The organism is Euryhalocaulis caribicus, from assembly GCF_000412185.1.
Classification (GTDB): Bacteria; Pseudomonadota; Alphaproteobacteria; order Caulobacterales; family Maricaulaceae; genus Euryhalocaulis; species Euryhalocaulis caribicus.
Genome location: NZ_ASJA01000013.1, coordinates 1 through 19,083, shown reverse-complemented (window position 1 = coordinate 19,083; position 19,083 = coordinate 1). Strand labels below are relative to the sequence as shown.

The window sequence follows — 19,083 nt, the reverse complement described above, 5'->3', positions numbered from 1 at the left end:
CTCCATCTTATCATTTGGAGAATGAACGGAACGGGCGCGGCGACTGTTCCGGACCGATTCAGGAGGCCGCGGCCTGCTCCCGCTCCAGCTTCTTACGCTCGCTGGCGCGCACCTTCTTGGACTCGCTGCGCAGCTGGCCGCAGGCGGCGAAGATGTCGCGGCCGCGCGGGGTGCGGATGGGGGAGGCGTAGCCGGCCTTGTTGATGACTTCGGCGAACGCCTCGATCGTCTCCCAGTCGGAGCACTCATACGGGCTGCCGGGCCAGGGATTGAACGGGATCAGATTGATCTTGGCCGGCACGCCTTCCAGCAGCTTGACCAGCGCCCGCGCCTCCGCCGGGGAGTCATTGACGTCTTTCAGCATGACATATTCGAACGTCACCCGCTTGGAATTGCCGAGGTCCGGATAGGCGCGGATGGCGTCCATCAGCTGCTCAAGCGGGAATTTCTTGTTCAGCGGCACCAGCTCGTCGCGCAGCGGGTCGTTCGTGGCGTGCAGGCTGATCGCCAGCATGGTGCGCGTGCGCTCGCCCAGCTCCACGATCTTGGGCACCACGCCGGAGGTGGAAACCGTGATGCGGCGGCGCGAAATGGCGATGCCGTCGCCGTCCGCGATCACGTCGATGGCGTCGGAGACATTGTCGAGATTATAGAGCGGCTCGCCCATGCCCATGAAGACGATGTTCGTCAGCCGCCGGTTCTCGGTGCTCGTCGGCCATTCCTCCAGATCGTCGCGGGCCACCATGACCTGCGCCACGATCTCCTCGGCGGTGAGGTTGCGCACCAGCGCCTGCGTACCGGTGTGGCAGAAGGTGCAGTTCAGCGTGCAGCCGACCTGGGAGGAAACGCACAGCGCCCCGGCCCGGCCCACATCCGGAATGAAGACCACTTCGGCCTCCACGCCCGGCGACATACGGATCAGATATTTCCGCGTGCCGTCGACGCTGACCTGACGGTCCACGATCTCCGGCCGCTCCAGCGTGAAATGCTCCGCCAGCTGCACCCGCAGATCCTTGGAGATGTCGGTCATCTCCGAGAAATCGGTCATGCCGTAATGATAGATCCAGCGCCAGAGCTGGCTGGCCCGCATTTTCGACTTCTTCTCGTCCACGCCCATTTCGATCAGCGCGGCGCGCAGCTTCTCGCGCGTCAGGCCGACAAGGGACGGCCGGGCGTCAGGCGCGGCGGGCCGCGCGGTGGAAAGGTCGAGCGTTACGGTCATTGCGCGCGCATATAGCGGTTTGCGCGGGATTTTGCGAGGGCGGGGTCTCAGTCGCCCCCCGAGATCAGCGCCTCGAACCGCTTCTGCATCTCCTCCGGCGGCACGTCTTCCAGATGCTGGGCCAGGAACCATTGATGGCCGAACGGGTCGGCGATCATCGCCGTGCGCTCGCCGTAAAACTCGTCCTGCGGCGGGCGGACCAGCTCGGCCCCCGCCTTCTGGGCGCGCTCGACAGCCGCATCGGCGTTCTCCACGGCCAGGTGCAGCTTGACCGGCGTGCCGCCCAGCGTCTGCGGCCCCACCGCGCTCATATCGGGATATTCATCGGCCAGCATGAATACGGACCCGCCGATCTTCATCTCCGCATGGCCGATCTTGCCGGAGGGTTCGGTCAGGCGGAACAGCTCTTCGGCGCCGAAGGCGGCCTTGTAGAATTCAATCGCCTTTCCGGCATCTTTCATCACCAGATGCGGGGTCAGGGCGGGTGCGCTGGACATGGGTCGTCTCCTGCTCGCGGTTGCCGCGCCCGATTATGAGCGCGCTCGAACCCCCTAGCAATCGGCGCCCGAAACGCCGAGGACGCAGCCCGGCTTTTCCGGGGCCATGTCCATGGGCTGTTCGGCGTTGCGGCGGCGCATTTCGCGGCGCTGTTCCAGGATGGCCTCGAACTCGGCCTCGCGGATCACGCGCACCGGCATGTCGCGGTCGACCAGCTCGGCCGGAGTCACCCCCGCGCAGACCTCGTCATGTTCGGGATCGTCCGGGTCCAGCTTGCGGCATTCCAGCGACCGCACGGCCCGGTCCAGCGCCACGCCCGGCGGCAGGCCGTCACGGAACGGCGCCAGCCGGCCGGAAGACTCGCCCTCGTTCAGCGGCGCATAGCGCGGCGCGGCGCCGTCCGGCGCGACCAGGCTGACGCCGGGCGTTTCCGCCTCCGCGTCCGGGGCGGCCTCCTCTTCGGGGTCGTCTTCCGCCTCGTCCCGCCGGACAGGCCGCGAAACCGCCTCCGCCGGGGCGGGCCGCGGCTCCGCCGTTTCCTCCTGCGGCGCCTCGATGGCGGGCGGGGCGGCGGGAACCGCATTGTCTGGAACGGCGGCGGGCGGGGCCTCGCGCGGCGGGGCCGGAACCAGCGTCACCGGGATTGGCCGCTCCGGCGCGCGCACCCGGCGCTCGGGCAGCAGTCCGGCCAGTTGAAACGCCAGCAAATGCAACAGGGCGGACGCGCCCAGCAGCCAGGCCAGGCGCTGCCCGGGCGGCAACTTGGCGAAATAGCCGGCAACGGACGGGGGAAGACGCATCGCCGGCCCACTATAGGAACAGGGGCGCCGCCCGATCACCTAACGAATTTGCGCTGATTGTTTCAGCGCCGCGCGCTCAGCAGCTGGAGCCGATCCGGTTGATCGCCGCCGTCACGCCCGACAGAGAGAATTCATAGGCCGCGAACCCGCCATCCTCGGCCGTGGCCTCCACGCGCATGGTCGCGCCATCTTTCATGGATTCGACCAGCTGGCGCTCCTCGCCGCGGTCGGCGATGAAGGCCTCGTTTTCGTCGGCGAAGCTGTCGAAGGCGCTATAGGCCACCTTCATCTCCGGCGCGCGGGACGGCTTCAGCGGGTAGCCGGCGTGGAAGCTCGGCTCCACCGCGCCCTCGCCCTTCCAGCTGGACACGATCATGAACACATCGCCGTGATTGAACGCCTTGGGCGCGGCGTCCAGCGGCGCGGTGACGGCGTAGCAGACTTCGCGTCCCGCCTCGCTGGCGCGATAGACGCTCCAGTCGCCGAACGTCGCTTCCTTTACCGGCGCGCCTAGCGCGGGCGTTGCCGCCAGCGCGGCCGCAGCAATAACGAGACTGTTCCTAACCATGCCCTATCCCTTTCGTTTTCGCGCGCCGTGCCGCAAAAAAGGAATCGTGAATACCAGGCGGCGATTATATCACCTTTCCACACGGCGGCGAGCGGGCGCGGGTGAATAAAACAGTCTTGCAAGACCCTGACCCGGGCGCGGACCGGGCGGCCCAGGCCGAATGGATGCGCGCCATAGCCGAAGCGCAGGACGAAGACGCCTTTGCGCGGCTGTTCGCCTTCTTCGCGCCGCGCCTGAAATCCTATCTGATGCGCGAGGGCGCGGCGGACGAGGCCGCCGAGGAAATCGCCCAAGAAGTGATGACCACGGTCTGGCGCAAGGCCCGCAGCTACAAGCCCGAAGCCGGCGCCGTTTCCACCTGGATTTTCCGCATCGCCCGGAACCGCCGTATCGACCAGCTGCGCCGCGGCAACCGCCCGGAGCTGGACCCCGACGATCCGTTCTTTCACCCGCCGGCTGAAATGGCGCCGGACCGCGCCCTTGAAGGCGGCCAGCGGGACGCCATTATCCGCCGGGCGCTGGGCGAATTGCCGCAGGACCAGCAGGAGACGATGCGTCTAGCTTTCTATGAAGGGCTCAGCCAGTCGGAGATCGCGGAAACCCGCCAGATTCCCCTTGGCACGGTGAAATCCCGCTTCCGCCTGGCCTTTGATAAGCTGCGCGCTGCGCTGGATGAAGCGGGGCTGTGATCCGGTTGGCTTATTTGAATCGTAAGAGAAGCGGACAATATCAGGTTCGTAAGGGACTTTCGGCGCGGTTTGGGGAAACCGCCCGCTTGCAGGATGTGAGAGAGAACGGATGAACAGGGACCAGATGACCGCCGATTACGCGGCCGGCGTGCTTCACCCGGCATTGCGATTGATGGTCGAGGCGCAGGACGCCATCGACGGCGAGCGCGCGCGCGACAGCGAGATTGCGGCCGCGGCGGGCGGCGCGTGGCTGGAATCCGAAGACCCCGCGCCTATGAAGGACAATGCCCTGGACACCGCGCTTTCCAGCATCCGCGAAACCCCGATGGACCCCGCCGCCCGCGCCGCCCGTCAGGCCGGGCAGCGTCTGGCGGAACTGGCCGCCGTTCCCGAACCCATTCTGGATCACGCAATCGAAGCGGCCTCGGGCCGCGGCTGGAAAAGCCCGATGAAGGGCGTGCGCCGCCTTGAGCTGATGCGCGACGGCGACCTGACGGCCGAGCTGATCCACGTGAAATCCGGCGTCAGCGTGCCCGCTCACGGCCACTCGGGCCGCGAATACACGCTCTGCCTGCAAGGCGAATTCCTGCAGGACGGCAAGGTCTATGGCCGCGGCGACATGGTTATCGCCGATGGCGAAACCGTTCACGCCCCCCGCGCAGACGGCGAGGAGGACGTGCTGGTCTATGCCGTGACGGAAGCGCCGCTGAAATATCGCGGCGTCGCGGGCCTGCTGCAGAAGATTTTGGGCTTCCGCTAGGCGTTGGCGTCCGGCCGTCCCGGCCGTTTCCACTCATTGGGATCGCCCAGCTCCGGCCCGCCCGGCTTCACGGGCCGGTCCGGCCACCCGCCCATGACCAGCGTGCGGTCATAAAGCGTGATCGCGGTCGCGTAGCCGACATTGACGCAGAAGCGCGTGGGAATTTTCACGATGAAATCGCAGGCCGCCTGCATCTCTTCGGACAGCGAGCCTTTCTCGCGGCCCAGCACATAGGCCGCCATGCGCGGATGCCGGAAGGTCGGCAGGTCGATGGAATCCGCCGTCAGCTCCACCCCCACAAGCTGCGTGCCCTGCGGAAGCGTCAGATCGCCCAGCGTTTCATAGGAAAAGCACGGCACGGACTGATCGGTCTTTGACGTATCGGCAAACTGCACCTCGCGCACCCGGTGATGGGCGCCGATGGTGAACATGAAGCTGGCCCCGAAGGCGTGGGCGGTGCGCATGATGGCGCCGTAATTCATCGGCTTGGAGATGCCCTCCGCGCCCACGGCGAACCATCCGCGCGCCGGCTTGATGCCGTATTCCGCCATGCCGTTTCCCTAGAACACCCCGGATTCGACGCGCCCGTCCTTGTGGACGCAGGCGCGCTTGAGGCCGGACGAGGAGAACGGCATGACCACGCGGCCCCGGCCGTCAATGGCGATCATGCCGCCATCGCCGCCCTGCCGTTTCATGTCCTGCAGCGCGCCCAGCGTCGCCTCTTCCACGTCCTGCCCGCCATAGCGGATGCGCGCGGACACGTCCGCCGCCGCCGCGGCGCGCATGAAAAACTCGCCCTGACCGGTGCAGGAGACCGCAACGCGCTTGTCCGCCCACGTGCCGGCCCCGATCACTGGGGAATCGCCAACCCGGCCCGGCATCTTGTTGATCACCCCGCCGGTGGAGGTCGCCGCCGCCAGATGGCCTTCGGCGTCCATCGCCACCGCGCCCACCGTGCCGTGGCCCAGCTCGCCGGTGGCCAGCTTCTTGTCGGAGGCCGGCTTGTAGTAATCCGCCGGATCGTCCACGCGCTCCAGCCCCTGCGCGCGGGCAAATTCCTCCGCCCCCGCGCCGACCAGCATGACATGCGGGGTTTCCCGCATGACGGCCCGCGCCGCCTCCACAGGCGAGCGGAACCCGCGCATCGCGGCCACCGCGCCGGCGCGGCGCGTGAACCCGTCCATCAGCGAAGCGTCCAGCTCATATTCGCCATTGGCGTTCGGGCTGGATCCGCGCCCGGCGATATAAAGGCCGGAATCCTCCAGCTGCTTCACCGCCCAGACAATCGCGTCCATCGCGGATTCGCCGTCCAGAAGGCGTTTGTGGGCGTCCCGCGCCAGTTCGCGCAGATGCGCTTCGTGTTTGTCGTAGTTTTTCGACGGGTCCGGGCCGGCCCCGCCATGCAGTGCGATCGAAGCAACAGATTGCGCCATCGGCGAAATCCCTTTTCCATAGCGTCCGAAAGAAATTGAATGCCGCGCACCATAAGGAAGGCGAACCGTAATGAAAGCGATGCTAAGCACCCAGCCCGGAGGCCCTGACAGCCTCGCCCTGACCGAGCAGGAGGACAAGTCCCCCGGCGCCGGCGAAGTCGCCATCCGCATCCACGCCGCGGGCGTGAATTTCCCGGACCTGCTGATCATCGCCGACATGTATCAGTTCAAGCCCGAGCGCCCCTTCGCCCCGGGCGGCGAGGTTTCCGGCGTCGTCGAATCCGTCGGCGAGGGCGTGGACAATCTGAAAGAGGGCGACCGCGTCCTGGCGATGATGCTCAATGGCGGCTACGCCACGCGCGCCGTTGTCCCGGCCAACACCGCCATCAAAATTCCGGACAATATGCCGTTCGACGAAGCGGCGGGCTTCCTGCTGACCTACGGCACCACCCGCCACGGCCTCGCCCAGCGCGGCGACCTGAAGGAAGGCGAGACCCTCTTCATCCTCGGCGCCACGGGCGGCGTCGGCTCGGCGGCGATCGAGCTTGGCAAGGCGATGGGCGCGAAAGTCGTCGCCGGCGTCTCCAGCGAGGAGAAGGCGAAGATCGCCAAGGAATTCGGCGCCGACGAGACGCTGGTCTATCCCAAGGGCGAACTGGACCGCGACGCCCAGAAGGCATTTTCAGCCGCCATCAAGGAGGCCTGCCGCGGCGAAGGCCCGGACGTCATCTATGACCCGGTCGGCGGCGATTACGCCGAACCGGCCTTCCGCTCGATCAACTGGAAGGGCCGTTATCTCGTCATCGGCTTCCCCGCCGGCATTCCGAAAATCCCGCTGAACCTGCCGCTGCTGAAAGGCGCGGACCTGGTCGGCGTCTTCTGGGGCGCCCATACGGGCCGCGAACCCGAAGCCCACAAGGAAAACCTCAAAGCCCTCTTCCAGCTCTACGGCGAAGGCAAGATCCGCCCCCGCATCAGCCAGACCTACAAGCTGGAAGACGCCGGCAAGGCCCTACAGGCGCTGGCCGACCGCACCGCCACCGGAAAGCTGGTTCTGGACTGTACGTAAAAAAAGTTTTGAGTCCCCTCGCCCCCGAGAGGGGGAGAGGGGACTAACTCTCCAGCAGCACCCTTCGCGCCGCCGCAGCCATGCCCGCCATGTCCCGGCCGCGCCACCATTCGCGGCCCTCGGCGTCCATCAGGGCGAACGCCCCGCCGTCGCGGATCAGCGACAAATGGGCGATGCGGCCGCCGCGCCAGATATCCACGCGCTCGGGCGCGCCCTGCGTCCATGACCAGGCGCTCCAGCGGTCGTCCGCCGTGCCGGCGCGCAGCGCCGCGTCAATTTCGTCGAGAAGGGCCGAATCGAAACTCATCGCCCGCTATCAAAGCGCGGGCCTAAGCCCGACGCAAAGTATCAAAATTGCTCGATGACCAGACGGCGCTCATTTCCTTCAGAGGAGAAACGCGGAGTCTGGGAGAAGACGTCCGCTGAATCCGGCAGCCTCAGAACTACCGCATCGCGGGCAGCAGAAATCTCAAAACGCTCGGGAAAGTCCGTGACGGCAATCACAGCGGGGCTATCGATACGCTCAGGGAATTCCGTCCCGGCCACCAGCACCAACGAATACCCTGTCGTGGCGCCGCAATCTCTCCGCCAAGCCGTAACGCCTGCCTCACTGGCAACTTGTTCCTGCCCGCACATAGCCGACGGGCCGGACGCGTTCAGTGCGATATAGGCCGCAACAACAAGACCGATCAGCGCTGACAGGAACAGCGCCAGCCTCATTCTAAAGCTCGATCGGCTCGGTCCGCGGGTCGGGCTTCTTCAAAAGCGCCCGCGCCGCCGCCCGGTGGATGTCCTTGATATGGGCCGAGACCATGCCGACCGTCATGGCCAGCACCGTGGCGTCATCGGTGAAGCCCAGCCCCACGATCATGTCGGGCAGCGCATCGGTCGGGATCACGAAATAGGCCAGCGCCCCGGCCAGCACGCCCTTCACCCGCGCCGGGGTCTTGGGATCGCGATAGCAATACCAGGCGGCGGCGAGGTCTTCGGAAAACGGAATCTTCCCGACATTGCGCCAGAATTTCGGCCAGAACCGCTCCAGCTTCCGTTCCGGTTCATCGACCTTCACGGGCGGGTAAAACGCCGCATCGGCGGTCTGGTCCTTTGTTTCAACGTGCATATCGTCTATTTCGCTTGGCGAAGACATTGTCCAACTGGCTCACATAAATGGGCGCTGCGCGCCCCGATCACAATCATTGCAGATGAGAGGACTTATTTCATGAAGCTCGACAGCTCCTTTGCCGCCATTGTCACCGGCGGCGCTTCCGGTCTCGGCGAAGCCACGGCCCGCGCCCTTGCGGCCAATGGCGCGAAAGTCGCCCTTTTCGATCTTAACGAGGAGCAGGGCGAAAAGGTGGCCGGCGAACTCGGCGGCGTTTTCTGCAAGGTGGACGTTTCCAGCCTCGACAGCATCGAGGCCGGCCTCAAGAAGGCCCGCGAGGCTCACGGCCAGGAACGCGTCACTGTCAACTGCGCCGGCATTGGCTGGGCGGAAAAGACCGCCGGGCGCGGCAAGGAAGGCGATCTGCGCGTGCATAACGCCGACGCCTTCAAGAAAGTCGTCAATATCAACCTGATCGGCTCCTTCCTCGTCGCCTCCCGCTCCGCCGAGGGGATGCTGAACAACGAGCCGGACGACAATGGCGAGCGCGGCGTGATCGTTCACACCGCCTCCGTCGCGGCCGAGGACGGCCAGATCGGCCAGGTCGCCTATTCCGCCTCCAAGGGCGGCATTGTCGGGATGACCCTGCCGATGGCGCGCGATCTTGCCCGCGAAGGCATCCGCGTGAACACCATCCTGCCCGGCTTCTTCGAAACCCCGATCTATGACCAGCTGCCGCCGGAAGTGAAACAGGCGCTGCAAGCCCAGACCGTCTTCCCGCAGCGTTTCGGCCGTCCGGACGAATACGCCTCGCTGGTCGTGGAAATGGTCCGCAACGCCTATCTCAACGCCGAGTCGATCCGTCTCGACTCCGGCTCCCGCATGCCTCCGCGCTAGGCGGGACGACAAGGCTCGAAGCGTCCGGCCTTAATAGGCCGGGCGCTGCACTTGCGACAGGTTCCGCGCCACTTCGCGCGCATTGAACACGTTCGCCGCGTCCGGATATGGACCGGGGCCGAACTTGATCTCCGCAATCGCCTGATAGCGTGTGGATTCGCGCACTTCGACATCGTTGAAGAAGGGCGAATACGGCCCGTACCAGCCATAATGCGGGTGGTAATAGCGGTAATGCGCGTTGAACCCGTAGCCCGGATAGGCGGAAGTCGCGTATTGCCGCGTTTCGGCGTCGGTATCCCGCGTCACCACGCGGAAATACTCATGGCCCTGCTGCAGCGTCAGCTCGGCGGCGCGCAGCAACAGATAGTTCTCGACCGTTTCCCGGTCGGTGATCGTGTTGCCGGAGAATGTAACCCGGTAGCGGTCCGGCTCGATCCGCTGTTCGGCAAAGCCGTAAGGCGTGTCGATGGCCGGCTGGTAAGGCGTTGGCGTGGCGCAGGCGGCCAGTCCGGCCAGCAGCGCGCCCGCAATCGCGGCTCGTATCAGCATGACAGTGTTTCCTCGTTGCATGTACATGCCCCTCTACGCCTAATATGGGCCGCAATTGCGTGGCCTTAAAGGCGCAAACGACGCATCCTTTCGCCAAAAAGGCTTTACCTATGTTTATAGCACTGGCCGCCGCCCTTCTCGTCGCCGACGCCGCCGAGGCGCAGACCATGCTGCTGGACGCCTGCGAGAAGCAGGGCGGCACGAAGACCGAATGTGTCTGCGGCATGGAGGTCGCGCGCGACAAGCTTTCCGACCGGGAGCTGATCCTGTTCGCTGAAATGACGCCCTTCCTGGACCGTCAGGACTACGCCCAGGCCCTGCCCGAGGCGCTGCAGCACGCCGACTCCCTCGGCTATACGCCGGGCGAGGTCGCCGACGCCTTCGCCATCGCCTATGAACACGCCGAGGCGGTGGAGAAGAAATGCAGCGAGGACGCCGCCGCGCCGGAGGGCTGACCTTCGCTAGTGCAGCCGGAATTCCCCGTCCACGGGCCGGAATTCGCTGGGCTTGATCAGGGCTGAAGAGGCCAGGCGCACCGAATGGATCGCGGCCTCGATCTCGTCTTTCCAGAAGATCAGGAATTTGTGCACGCGCGGGAATTTCGGCGCGAGGTCATAGGTCTGCCACAGGAAACTCTGCAGCAGGTCCGGATGGTCCGGCATGTAATAGAGGATTTCCGCCGTGGTCAGGCGGTAGCCCTTCAGCTTCAGCTCCATTTCGCAGAACGTGTCATCCATGGCGCGGCTCCTTCCCGTTTTCTCAAACCGGGCGCCGCGCAGGACGGGTTTCTTTTGCGGCGCCGGGCCTGATCGTCCCTACGCGGGTTAAAGCCTGCGCCTTTCCGGGTGAAAGGAAGGTGAACGCCCGCCCTTGCCGGCGCGCCTTGCGCGCTTGCAGGCGGGCCGGTTTGCCCTCTACCAAGTCATTCGCGATACGAAATCGAAGCGACGGGGACGTTGAATGAGCCGGAAACTCTGCCTGATTACGGGCGCATCGGCCGGAATCGGGGCCGCTTTCGCCCGGAAATACGCGGGCTGGGATCTGGCCCTGACCGCCCGCCGGAAGGACCGCCTTGAGGCGCTGGCGAAAGAGCTGACGGCCCAGCACGACATCGATGTCCTGACCATCTCCGCTGATCTTTCGGACAGCCGCGCGCCGGAAAACATCGTCGAGGCGATCGAAAACCAGGGCCGCCATGTCGATGCGCTGGTCAATAATGCCGGTTACGGCCTGCCCGGCGTGTTCACATCCGCCCCCTGGCGCACTCATGCGGACTTCATCCAGCTGATGATGACCGCCCCGGCGCACCTGATCCGCCTCGTCCTGCCGGGCATGCAGGAGCGCAAATTCGGCCGGATCATCAATGTCTGCTCGGTCGCGGGCTATGTTCCCGGCGCGCGCGGCCACACGCTTTACGGCGCCTCGAAGGCGTTTCTGATCAAGACCAGCCAGTCCCTGCATCTGGAGAACGCCCGATACGGCGTCCACGTGACCGCGCTGTCGCCGGGATTCACTTATTCCGAGTTCCACGACGTCAATAATACCCGCGAAATGGTTTCAAAGACTTCGCGATGGATGTGGCAAAGCGCGGAAGCGGTGGTCGAATCCGGCTATGACGCGGTGGAGAACAACGTCCCGATGCGCGTGCCCGGCTTCCATAACAAGGTGATCACCACGCTCTCCCGCGTCCTGCCGGAAAGCTGGGCGCTGGGGATCATGGCCAAACAGTCCGAAAAGATAAGAGACGCCTCATGAACCAAGCCGATTCCCGCCTGATCCTTGCCCTCGACCTGCCCGGCGTGGACGCGGCCCGCGCCATGGCGGACGCTGTCGGCGACGCCGTCAGCTTCCATAAAATCGGCCTCCAGCTCATTCCGATTGGCGGCATGGCGCTGGCCCAAGAGCTGAAAGCGCAGGGCAAATCGGTCTTTCTGGACTTCAAGCTGCTGGATATCGCCGCCACCGTGGAGAAAGCCACGCGCTCGCTGGCCGGAATCGGCGCCGACCTCCTGACCGTTCACGCCGAGCCGGAAGCCATGAAGGCCGCCGTGAAGGGGCGCGGCGACAGTGATCTGAAGCTGCTGGGCGTCACCGTCCTCACCTCCTATGACGACGCCGCGCTGGCCGAAATCGGCTATCAGCGCACCGCGAAGGATCTGGTTCTGCGCCGCGTCGATCAGGCGGTGGAGGCCGGAATGGACGGAATCGTCGCCAGCGCGCACGAGGCGGAGGAAATCCGCGCCCGCACGCCCGACGATTTCCTGATCGTCACCCCCGGCATCCGCCCCGCCGGGGCCTCCGCCGACGACCAGAAGCGCGTCGCCACCCCGGAAAGCGCGCTGAAAGCCGGCGCCACGCACCTGGTGATCGGCCGCGCCATTACCGGCGCCGGTGATCCGAAAGCCGCCGCCGAGGCGATCGTCGCGGAGATGAAAGCGGCCTGAACCTAGTGGCCCTTGCCGCCGCCCTTGTGCCCGCCGCGATAGCCGCCGCGGAAACTCTGACGGACGCTGATGGATGCATTGGCCCGCGCCGTGGCGCTGGCCGAGGCGCTGGCGCGGCTGCCCGCCAGGCCGGAGAAGCGTGAGCGATTATCGACAATGACAACGCCGCCGCCCCCGCCGCCATAGCTTCCCCCGTCGGCGTAACCGACGCCGCCCGTCAGCGCCAGCGACCCCAGATGGATTCCGCGACGCGGCTCATAATGCCGCGCGCGGACCACCTCGACCGACCGGTGATCCCGGGCGATCTGGCAGGGATCGACATATTGGGCGCTGTAGTGATGGGCGGCGCAGCCCGCCGCTTGGCCGCCATACCGGACATCGCCCCCGCGATATTCATGTCCGTACTGGTAGGAGCGGCCCGGAGAAACCCGGCGATAATCATCATATGTCCTGTATTGTGAATACGTATTCGTATTCACATACGCGCCGCCATAGATGCGGCGCTGGTCATACCGGTAGTCAGACCCGTAATACCCGGCGCGCCCGCTGGCGCGGAATTCCGGTTCATAATAGTCGCGGCCATAATAGCCCTGCCCGTAATAGGGATCGGCGTCATGGCGATAGGCGGCGGTGAAGCGCGCCGGCTCGGCATAACGGTCATTATAATCGTAATAACCGCCTTGGCGCTGATCGCGGTATCCATAGGAAACCCCGACGTCATAGCGCGCCGGGCCGCCCAGAAGTTCGGCGTCCGCGCGGCCATAGCCTCCGCCATAAGAGGTCGAGCTGACAAAGCGCGCGTCCGGCCCGTCCGAATAGGAACGGATATTCCGCCGCGGCGCGTCCGCATAGGCGCTGGACGTGATGCGCCCGGCCGGCGCGGCGGCGGTCGTGCTGCGGACATACCGGGAATCCAGCTCGGTCCGCCCGCGCGCATCCAGCCCGGAGAAAGCCGGCCCGCACGCCACGGACCGCGATCCGTCCGGACCACCGCTGAGGCAGACCTGTTGGGCGTTGGCGGGAACGGCGAAAAGAGCGGCGCCGGCGGAACCGGCGATCAGGAGCGCGCGCAGCATCTCAAATTGAACCTTCTGCAAAACAGGCGGCGACGCAAAAGGTTAACAGTGATTAAGCATGCCGGAAAAGCGATCTAGCGCATCACGCGAATTCCTGCTCGCCGGGCACTAGAGCGGAAAGCCGGATTGGAGGGATGCTATTCATTCAGAAAATCGCGAACCCGCCAGCGGCGCCACACGTCTTCATCAACGATATGTAGCGTATCGCCTTGGCCATCGATCAGATCAAGGCTGTTGGGGAATCCCACCTGTATTGGCATTTCCCATTGGCCGTACAGTTCTGCTTGGCCGTCGGCAAGGCGAAGTAGCGAAACGCGCCGGCCATTATCTGATAAATCAAGTCCAGCAATGCGCGACGCGGGCGCACTTTCCTTCTCTGCACGACTAGCAAAATCGTATCCGCCTGCCGCAAGAATATATGGCTCGTCCACCGCAATCGCGCGCGATGCTTTGAGACCTGTTGCCCACCATTGTTCTTCTTGTTTGTCGCGCAAGGCTACCAAGAACGAGTCCGGATCCGTGCTGGCCCAGGCCGTGCAGCCGATCACATTGAGGGCAAAACAATCCGCGATCCCCACCGCGTGGGGGCAGGATCGCGCATGCCTCACGACCTCGCCGAATTCATCGAAGCAAACCAGTCCGTATGAGGCTGGAGACCACTCCAGATTAGAAACAGTCCAGCTATCATTTCCGAAAATGCCCTGATCAATCCAGTTCACCCAGATACGGCTGGCGTTATCGATTTTAACGTTGTTGACGCAGTAACCCAGCTCGATTGACCCAATCCAATCTCCGTCAGAAGAAAGGATTCGACCGCTGGGGCGTTCTACGCAAGTAGAGTTGCAAACCAACCAACGACCGTCGGGGAATCGGGCCACGATTAAGCCAGGCTTGTGCAATGGGAAAATTGGTCCAGCCGCCAGAGACGAACCGTCGAAGGTCCATATCTTCGCTGTGGCTTTTGCAGCTGAGCTAGGGATTCCCCCCAACCCGGAATCCCGCAATTTCGCAAATTCCGCCCAGATGTCGATGTCGGCCCCAAGGATGGCGAGGCATCCGTCTGAAAGCACATCATAACTCTGTACGTGCCAGCCCTCGGGCAAAGGCGGCATCTCGACAGACTGCTCGCGTGGCGCTGGCTTTATAGCGTCAGCCATGAGGCATTAGAGCGCGAGGTCAACGACCTGCACAACCTCAAATGCCGCCCTAAAAATCGCTGGCGACGCCGTCCTTTTCCCAGTCGCCGTAGCGCGTGGGTTCTTCGCCCTTGGGCCCGCCCAGCTCGGCGGGGCGCTCATTGGCGCGGCGGTCATACTCGGCGCGGCGGGCTTTGGCCTCGGCAAGCGCGCGTTTCGCGGCGTCCTCGATCCGGGCCTGACGGTCTGGCGCATTACTCATGCACCCTAAATGGCGCATCTCACGCCTCTGTCAAAGCGCCGCGCGCCGTGCTAGCGCGTCAAATCATGCAAGACAGCCCGGAAACCGGCCTTCCCGCCCGCCGCGCCGCCGCGCGCGCCTATGCCGAAACGCTGCAGCGCGGACGTCCGCTGGACCAGACTCTGGCCAGCCAGCCCGACTTCAAGCGGCTGGACCCGCGCGACCGCGCCTTCGCCCGGCTGATCGGCGCCACCGCGCTGCGCCGCAAGGGCCAGATCGGCGCCGCGCTTTCGGAATTTCTGGAGCGCCCGCTGCCCGACAACGCCATCCACGCCATGGCGCTGCTGGAGACCGCCGCCGCCCAGATGATCTTTCTGGAGACCCCGCCCCACGCCGCCGTCGGCGCGACCGTGACCCTGATGGGCGAGCGCAAGGAGACGGAGCGTTACAAGAGCCTGGCCAATGCGGTGCTGCGCAAGGTGGGCCAGAACGCGGACTCCTTGAGCCATCTGGCGCCGGTGGAAACGAACCTGCCGGTCTGGCTGATGGTCGGATGGACCGACGCCTATGGCGAAGAGGCGATGCCGGGCCTGGCCGAAAGCTGGATGGGCGAGCCGCCGCTGGACCTGACCCTGAAAGACCCGGCCGAGGCGGCGCAACGCGCCACCGCGCTGGACGCCGAATGCCTGCCCACCGGCTCGCTGCGCCTTGCCCGCGCGCCGCGCGACCTGACGCGGCTTGAGGGTTTTGCCGACGGCGCCTGGTGGGTGCAGGACGCCGCCGCGGCCATCCCGGCGCGCCTGTTGGGCGATCTGACGGGCAAGCGCGCGCTGGACCTCTGCGCCGCGCCGGGCGGCAAGACCATGCAGCTGGCCGCCGCCGGGGCGGAGGTCACGGCGCTGGACCGGTCCGAAAGCCGGCTGAAGCGGGTGGAGGAAAACCTTGCCCGGACAGGCCTGTCGGCGGCGATGGTCAAGGCGGACGCCGCGAAATGGACGCCGCCCGACGGCGCGCTGTTCGATGCGGTGCTGCTGGACGCGCCCTGCACGGCGACCGGCACGCTGCGCCGGTCGCCCGATGTCGCCTGGGCAAAATCGCCGGAGGACGTGGCGGCGTTGGCGCGGACCCAGACCGCCATGATCCGCCACGCGGCGTCGCTGGTCGCGCCCGGCGGGTCGCTGGTCTATTGCACCTGTTCCCTTCAGCCCGACGAGGGCGAGGCGATTGTCCGCGCCTTCCTGGCCGAACACCCGGAATTCCAGACCGCCGCCGCGGATGCGTCCGGGCTGGGCCTGCCGGATGAGGCGGTGACGCTGGACGGCTGGGTGCGCACGCGGCCAGATTTCTGGGCTGAGCGCGGCGGCATGGACGGTTTTTTCGCGGCCCGAATGAACAAATCCCGTTCAGCCGGCGTTTAAGTCAGTCCTGTTATCAAAACGCCCGAACCGCCCGCAGACCGTGGCGGAGATTTAGCCTTGAGGAGGCTTCAGACATGATCAAATTCAACACCCGGACGAAAGCCGCTATCGCGGTTCTGGCGACCGCCAGCACGCTGGGCCTGACGGCCTGCGGCACGACCTATGGCCCGACCACGTACGGCCAGGCTGAAGCGGGCGTCGCCGCCTATACCGAATCCGGCACCGTGGTAGGCTATCGCCCGGTCCGTTTCGAACAGGGCGAGCTTAAAGGCGGCACGGCCGCCGGCGCCGCTGTCGGCGCCGTGGGCGGCGCGGCCCTTGGCGGCGATACTGAAGGCCGCATCGCGGGCGGCGTGCTCGGCGCTGTCGCCGGCGCGCTGATCGGCCGCGAAGTGCAGAAGCAGGCCTATTCCGGCACCGGCTTCGCCTACACCGTCGAACTGGATAACCGCGATCTGGTCACCGTCGCCCAGGGCGGCCAGCAGCCGATCCCGGTCGGCACGCGGGTCTTCGTGGAAACCGGCGCGAACGCGCGGGTCTATCCGCAGACCGGCGGCGCGGGCTATCGCTACTAGGCGCATCGCCCGCTGACATAACCTCCAGCCCGCGCGGCTGAGGGGCTGCGATCACGCCCGCTCCCGCTTGCTAAGGGGGCGGGCGTATTGCTATGCGCTTTCACATAATGTCCTCAGTCAAAATCTCCCCATCCATCCTTTCGGCCGACTTCGCCCGCCTGGGCGAGGAGGTCGCCGCGATCGACGCCGCCGGCGCCGACTGGATCCATGTCGATGTGATGGACGGGCATTTCGTTCCGAACATCACGATCGGGCCGGGCGTCGTGAAGGCGATCCGCAAGGTGACGGACAAGCCGTTCGACGTTCATTTGATGATCGAACCGGCCGACCCCTATCTGGAGGCTTTCGCCGAAGCCGGGGCCGACATCATCAGCGTACATCCCGAATCCGGCCCGCATTTGCACCGCTCGCTCCAGACCATTCGCGGGCTGGGCAAGAAGGCCGGGGTTGTGCTGAACCCCGCCACCCCGGCCAGCGTGGTGGAAACCGTGCTGGGCGATATCGACCTGGTGCTGGTGATGAGCGTCAATCCGGGCTTTGGCGGCCAGAGCTTCATCGACAGCCAGCTGAAGAAGATCGAGACCCTGCGCGGCATGATCGACCGCGCCGGCGCGGATATCGAGCTGGAAGTCGATGGCGGGGTAAACGCGGAAACCGCGCCGCGCGCCCTTTCCGCCGGGGCCACTGCGCTTGTGGCGGGCACTGCCGTATTTTCGGGCGGTTCATCGCGTTACGCTGAGAATATTGCCGCGCTTCGCGGTGATTCCTGAAGCGCCTTAGGGGGACCGCCCATGCCAGCGCGCCTGACCGGACCGCGCGCCTATCTCAACGCCATTTCGCGTGGCGTGGCGCGTCTGGTGATGGAGGAATGGCGCGCCCTGCCGCTTTATCAGCGTCTGGTGCTGCGCGGCACGGTCCCCGACACCCTGAAAGCCCGCCCGCGCCATCTGCGCCCCGCCGACCCGGAAGCCGGGCAAGCGATTCTGGAAGGGCGTTTCCAGCTGGCGGGCCTTGAGCTGAATGTCGGGGAGGGCGGCGACCCGTGGGCGGTTTCCACCCCGTCCCGCCGCTTTGCCGAGCGCCTGCACGCCTTTGAATGGATGCGCGACCTTCTGGCGGTGCAGGACCCTGCCGCCCGCAAGGAAGCGCGCCGCCTGACCGATCTGTGGATCGACGAATTCGGCCGCGGCTTCAATGTGTTCGCCTGGTCGCCGGGCCTGTCCGCCGAACGCCTGCGCAACTGGCTGGTCGCCGCGCGGGACCTGTTCGCGGACGAGGACTCCGTGCGCCGCTCCCGCCGTTTCTACACGCTGGCCTCGCAGGCCCGTCACGTGGCGCGTTCGGGCGGCGAGACGGCGGACGGCCTGCCGCGCCTGATCGCCCGCGCCTCCGCCGCTCTGGCCTCGGTCTGTCTCGACTGGCCGCAGCGCCGCCAGACACGCCTGTTCGACCTGCTGGGCGAGGAGCTGGACAACCAGATCCTGGAAGACGGCGTCCACGCCTCCCGCTCGCCCGAGGCGACGCTGGAGGCGATGATCGAGCTGTCGCTGCTGGAGGACGCGCTGTTCCAGCGCGACATGGACCCGCCGGAGGGCGTGGCCCGCGCGCTGGCGCGGCTGGGCCCGGCCCTGCATTTCTTCCGCCACGCCGATGGCGGTCTGGCCGCCTTCAATGGCGGCGGGGCGGGCGACCGCGCGACCATCGAGGACGCGCTGGCCCGCGACGAACCGCCCAAGCGCATTTTCGCCGTCGCCCCGCACGCCAAGTACCTGCGCGCCCGCGCCCATGACGCCATCGTCATCATGGATGGCGGGGCCTCGCCGCCCGCAGCCTTCTCCGATCAGGCGCATGGCGGGGCGCTGTCATTCGAGTTTTCGGCGCAGGGCCAGCGCCTGATCGTCAATTGCGGCTGGTCGCCGGATCAGCCCGCCGCCTGGCGGGAGCCGGTGCGCTCCACCGCCGCGCACTCGACGCTAACCGTGGCGGAGACCTCGTCCTCCCGCCTCGTCCCGCCGGGACCGGGCCGGGCCATTGCCGGGCCGAAGCTGAAGATCGGCTCCAATTCCCTCTCCGCCAAGGCGCGGGAGGAAGAGGCCGGGGCGTGGCTGGACGGCGCCCATGACGGCTATCTCAAGGATTTCGGGCTGATCCACCGGCGGCGGCTTTACTTGAGCGCCGACGGCAATGATTTGCGGGGCGAGGATACGCTGGATGTGCCCGCGCCGGGCTCACAGACCAAGACCCGCACAGAGACGCTCAGCTTCGCCATACGTTTCCACCTGCCGCCGGGCGTGAAGGCCTCGATCTCTCGCGACGGGGCCAGCGCGATCCTCGCCACCGCGCGGGGCGATGGCTGGCGCTTCCGCACCGACCACCCGCCGATCCGCATCGAACGCTCCGCCTTCCTCGCCGCCGGCGCCCCGCCCGCGCGTAGCGAACAGCTCGTCATCTACGGCGTCATCCCCCGCAAGGCCGAAAAGGGCCAATCGCTGGTCTGCGTAAGATGGGCGCTGCAACGACAGGGGGCGGAGGAGTAAGGAATTGCTCCCCTGTTTACGGGGGAGCTGTCAGCAAAGCTGACTGAGGGGGCGGCGCGAACGTCAAAC

The 19,083-nt window shown here is 66.0% G+C and carries 25 protein-coding genes; 11 read left to right on the top strand and 14 right to left on the bottom strand.

The features are described from left to right. Positions 1-58: 58 nt before the first annotated feature. The 4 genes from rlmN to L338_RS11110 form a co-directional block, all read right to left on the bottom strand. Positions 59-1,222 carry a dual-specificity RNA methyltransferase RlmN gene (gene rlmN / locus L338_RS11125; RefSeq protein ID WP_022698463.1) on the bottom strand — a complete coding sequence of 388 codons (1,164 nt, stop codon included), beginning with the start codon at positions 1,220-1,222 and terminating at the stop codon, positions 59-61. A gap of 47 nt (positions 1,223-1,269) precedes the next feature. Next, positions 1,270-1,719: a VOC family protein gene (locus L338_RS11120; protein ID WP_022698462.1), complete on the bottom strand. Its 450-nt coding sequence runs from the start codon at positions 1,717-1,719 to the stop codon at positions 1,270-1,272. Between the two features lie 54 nt (positions 1,720-1,773). Continuing rightward, entirely contained in the window at positions 1,774-2,520 is a 747-nt protein-coding gene (locus tag L338_RS16625; RefSeq protein WP_022698461.1) for a hypothetical protein, read from the bottom strand. Positions 2,521-2,596: 76 nt separating this feature from the next. Beyond that, positions 2,597-3,088 carry an invasion associated locus B family protein gene (locus tag L338_RS11110; RefSeq protein WP_022698460.1) on the bottom strand — a complete coding sequence of 164 codons (492 nt, stop codon included), beginning with the start codon at positions 3,086-3,088 and terminating at the stop codon, positions 2,597-2,599. A 116-nt stretch (positions 3,089-3,204) separates the two neighbouring features. Between L338_RS11110 and L338_RS11105 the strand changes: the two genes are divergently transcribed. Continuing rightward, complete coding sequence (locus L338_RS11105) at positions 3,205-3,777, top strand: sigma-70 family RNA polymerase sigma factor (RefSeq protein WP_022698459.1); 573 nt, start codon at positions 3,205-3,207, stop codon at positions 3,775-3,777. 109 nt (positions 3,778-3,886) lie between these two features. After that, on the top strand, positions 3,887-4,537 hold the full coding sequence (locus L338_RS16620) for a cupin domain-containing protein (RefSeq protein ID WP_022698458.1): 651 nt from the start codon (positions 3,887-3,889) through the stop codon (positions 4,535-4,537). Here L338_RS16620 and L338_RS11095 read toward each other — a convergent pair. Continuing rightward, positions 4,534-5,088 carry an RNA methyltransferase gene (locus L338_RS11095; RefSeq protein ID WP_022698457.1) on the bottom strand — a complete coding sequence of 185 codons (555 nt, stop codon included), beginning with the start codon at positions 5,086-5,088 and terminating at the stop codon, positions 4,534-4,536. The genes L338_RS16620 and L338_RS11095 overlap by 4 nt on opposite strands. A gap of 9 nt (positions 5,089-5,097) precedes the next feature. Further along, the gene (locus L338_RS11090) at positions 5,098-5,970 is read right to left on the bottom strand and encodes an isoaspartyl peptidase/L-asparaginase family protein (protein WP_022698456.1); all 873 of its coding nucleotides are present in this window, start codon (positions 5,968-5,970) and stop codon (positions 5,098-5,100) included. A gap of 70 nt (positions 5,971-6,040) precedes the next feature. On the opposite strand from L338_RS11090, the gene L338_RS11085 reads away from it, so the two are divergent. Beyond that, the gene (locus L338_RS11085; RefSeq protein WP_022698455.1) at positions 6,041-7,039 is read left to right on the top strand and encodes an NADPH:quinone oxidoreductase family protein; all 999 of its coding nucleotides are present in this window, start codon (positions 6,041-6,043) and stop codon (positions 7,037-7,039) included. A gap of 43 nt (positions 7,040-7,082) precedes the next feature. Here the strand turns inward: L338_RS11085 and L338_RS11080 are convergent, their stop codons facing one another. Genes L338_RS11080 through L338_RS11070 form a run of 3 tightly spaced genes read right to left on the bottom strand, consistent with a single transcriptional unit; the run spans position 7,083 to position 8,159 of the window. After that, the gene (locus tag L338_RS11080; RefSeq protein WP_022698454.1) at positions 7,083-7,346 is read right to left on the bottom strand and encodes a hypothetical protein; all 264 of its coding nucleotides are present in this window, start codon (positions 7,344-7,346) and stop codon (positions 7,083-7,085) included. Between the two features lie 41 nt (positions 7,347-7,387). Next, the gene (locus tag L338_RS11075; protein ID WP_022698453.1) at positions 7,388-7,759 is read right to left on the bottom strand and encodes a hypothetical protein; all 372 of its coding nucleotides are present in this window, start codon (positions 7,757-7,759) and stop codon (positions 7,388-7,390) included. A 1-nt stretch (position 7,760) separates the two neighbouring features. After that, the gene (locus L338_RS11070) at positions 7,761-8,159 is read right to left on the bottom strand and encodes a YkvA family protein (RefSeq protein WP_022698452.1); all 399 of its coding nucleotides are present in this window, start codon (positions 8,157-8,159) and stop codon (positions 7,761-7,763) included. A 99-nt stretch (positions 8,160-8,258) separates the two neighbouring features. Between L338_RS11070 and L338_RS11065 the strand changes: the two genes are divergently transcribed. Continuing rightward, on the top strand, positions 8,259-9,038 hold the full coding sequence (locus tag L338_RS11065; RefSeq protein WP_022698451.1) for an SDR family NAD(P)-dependent oxidoreductase: 780 nt from the start codon (positions 8,259-8,261) through the stop codon (positions 9,036-9,038). 30 nt (positions 9,039-9,068) lie between these two features. Here the strand turns inward: L338_RS11065 and L338_RS11060 are convergent, their stop codons facing one another. Then, positions 9,069-9,587, bottom strand: coding sequence for a CC0125/CC1285 family lipoprotein (locus L338_RS11060; RefSeq protein WP_022698450.1), 519 nt, complete (start codon positions 9,585-9,587; stop codon positions 9,069-9,071). A 110-nt stretch (positions 9,588-9,697) separates the two neighbouring features. On the opposite strand from L338_RS11060, the gene L338_RS11055 reads away from it, so the two are divergent. Then, positions 9,698-10,042 carry a hypothetical protein gene (locus tag L338_RS11055; RefSeq protein WP_022698449.1) on the top strand — a complete coding sequence of 115 codons (345 nt, stop codon included), beginning with the start codon at positions 9,698-9,700 and terminating at the stop codon, positions 10,040-10,042. 6 nt (positions 10,043-10,048) lie between these two features. Here L338_RS11055 and L338_RS11050 read toward each other — a convergent pair whose 3' ends face one another. Further along, complete coding sequence (locus L338_RS11050) at positions 10,049-10,324, bottom strand: usg protein (RefSeq protein ID WP_022698448.1); 276 nt, start codon at positions 10,322-10,324, stop codon at positions 10,049-10,051. Positions 10,325-10,547: 223 nt separating this feature from the next. Between L338_RS11050 and L338_RS11045 the strand changes: the two genes are divergently transcribed. After that, complete coding sequence (locus L338_RS11045) at positions 10,548-11,342, top strand: SDR family NAD(P)-dependent oxidoreductase (RefSeq protein ID WP_022698447.1); 795 nt, start codon at positions 10,548-10,550, stop codon at positions 11,340-11,342. Continuing rightward, positions 11,339-12,031 carry an orotidine-5'-phosphate decarboxylase gene (gene pyrF / locus L338_RS11040; protein WP_022698446.1) on the top strand — a complete coding sequence of 231 codons (693 nt, stop codon included), beginning with the start codon at positions 11,339-11,341 and terminating at the stop codon, positions 12,029-12,031. Before L338_RS11045 ends, pyrF begins: the two co-directional genes overlap by 4 nt. A 2-nt stretch (positions 12,032-12,033) precedes the next feature. Here the strand turns inward: pyrF and L338_RS11035 are convergent, their stop codons facing one another. The 3 genes from L338_RS11035 to L338_RS11030 form a co-directional block, all read right to left on the bottom strand. Beyond that, entirely contained in the window at positions 12,034-13,107 is a 1,074-nt protein-coding gene (locus tag L338_RS11035; RefSeq protein ID WP_022698445.1) for a hypothetical protein, read from the bottom strand. Between the two features lie 137 nt (positions 13,108-13,244). Continuing rightward, positions 13,245-14,264, bottom strand: coding sequence for a hypothetical protein (locus L338_RS17410; protein WP_152485879.1), 1,020 nt, complete (start codon positions 14,262-14,264; stop codon positions 13,245-13,247). A 49-nt stretch (positions 14,265-14,313) separates the two neighbouring features. Then, the gene (locus L338_RS11030; RefSeq protein ID WP_022698443.1) at positions 14,314-14,505 is read right to left on the bottom strand and encodes a DUF1674 domain-containing protein; all 192 of its coding nucleotides are present in this window, start codon (positions 14,503-14,505) and stop codon (positions 14,314-14,316) included. A gap of 65 nt (positions 14,506-14,570) precedes the next feature. On the opposite strand from L338_RS11030, the gene L338_RS11025 reads away from it, so the two are divergent. The 4 genes from L338_RS11025 to L338_RS11010 all read left to right on the top strand — a co-directional run bounded on the left by L338_RS11025 (position 14,571) and on the right by L338_RS11010 (position 19,014). Continuing rightward, on the top strand, positions 14,571-15,902 hold the full coding sequence (locus L338_RS11025; protein WP_022698442.1) for an RsmB/NOP family class I SAM-dependent RNA methyltransferase: 1,332 nt from the start codon (positions 14,571-14,573) through the stop codon (positions 15,900-15,902). 74 nt (positions 15,903-15,976) lie between these two features. Next, positions 15,977-16,477, top strand: a complete 501-nt coding sequence (locus L338_RS16615) for a glycine zipper 2TM domain-containing protein (RefSeq protein WP_022698441.1) — start codon at positions 15,977-15,979, stop codon at positions 16,475-16,477. A gap of 107 nt (positions 16,478-16,584) precedes the next feature. Next, positions 16,585-17,247: a ribulose-phosphate 3-epimerase gene (gene rpe / locus L338_RS11015; protein ID WP_027068475.1), complete on the top strand. Its 663-nt coding sequence runs from the start codon at positions 16,585-16,587 to the stop codon at positions 17,245-17,247. 21 nt (positions 17,248-17,268) lie between these two features. After that, positions 17,269-19,014, top strand: a complete 1,746-nt coding sequence (locus L338_RS11010; RefSeq protein ID WP_022698439.1) for a heparinase II/III family protein — start codon at positions 17,269-17,271, stop codon at positions 19,012-19,014. The last annotated feature ends 69 nt before the right edge of the window (positions 19,015-19,083 follow it).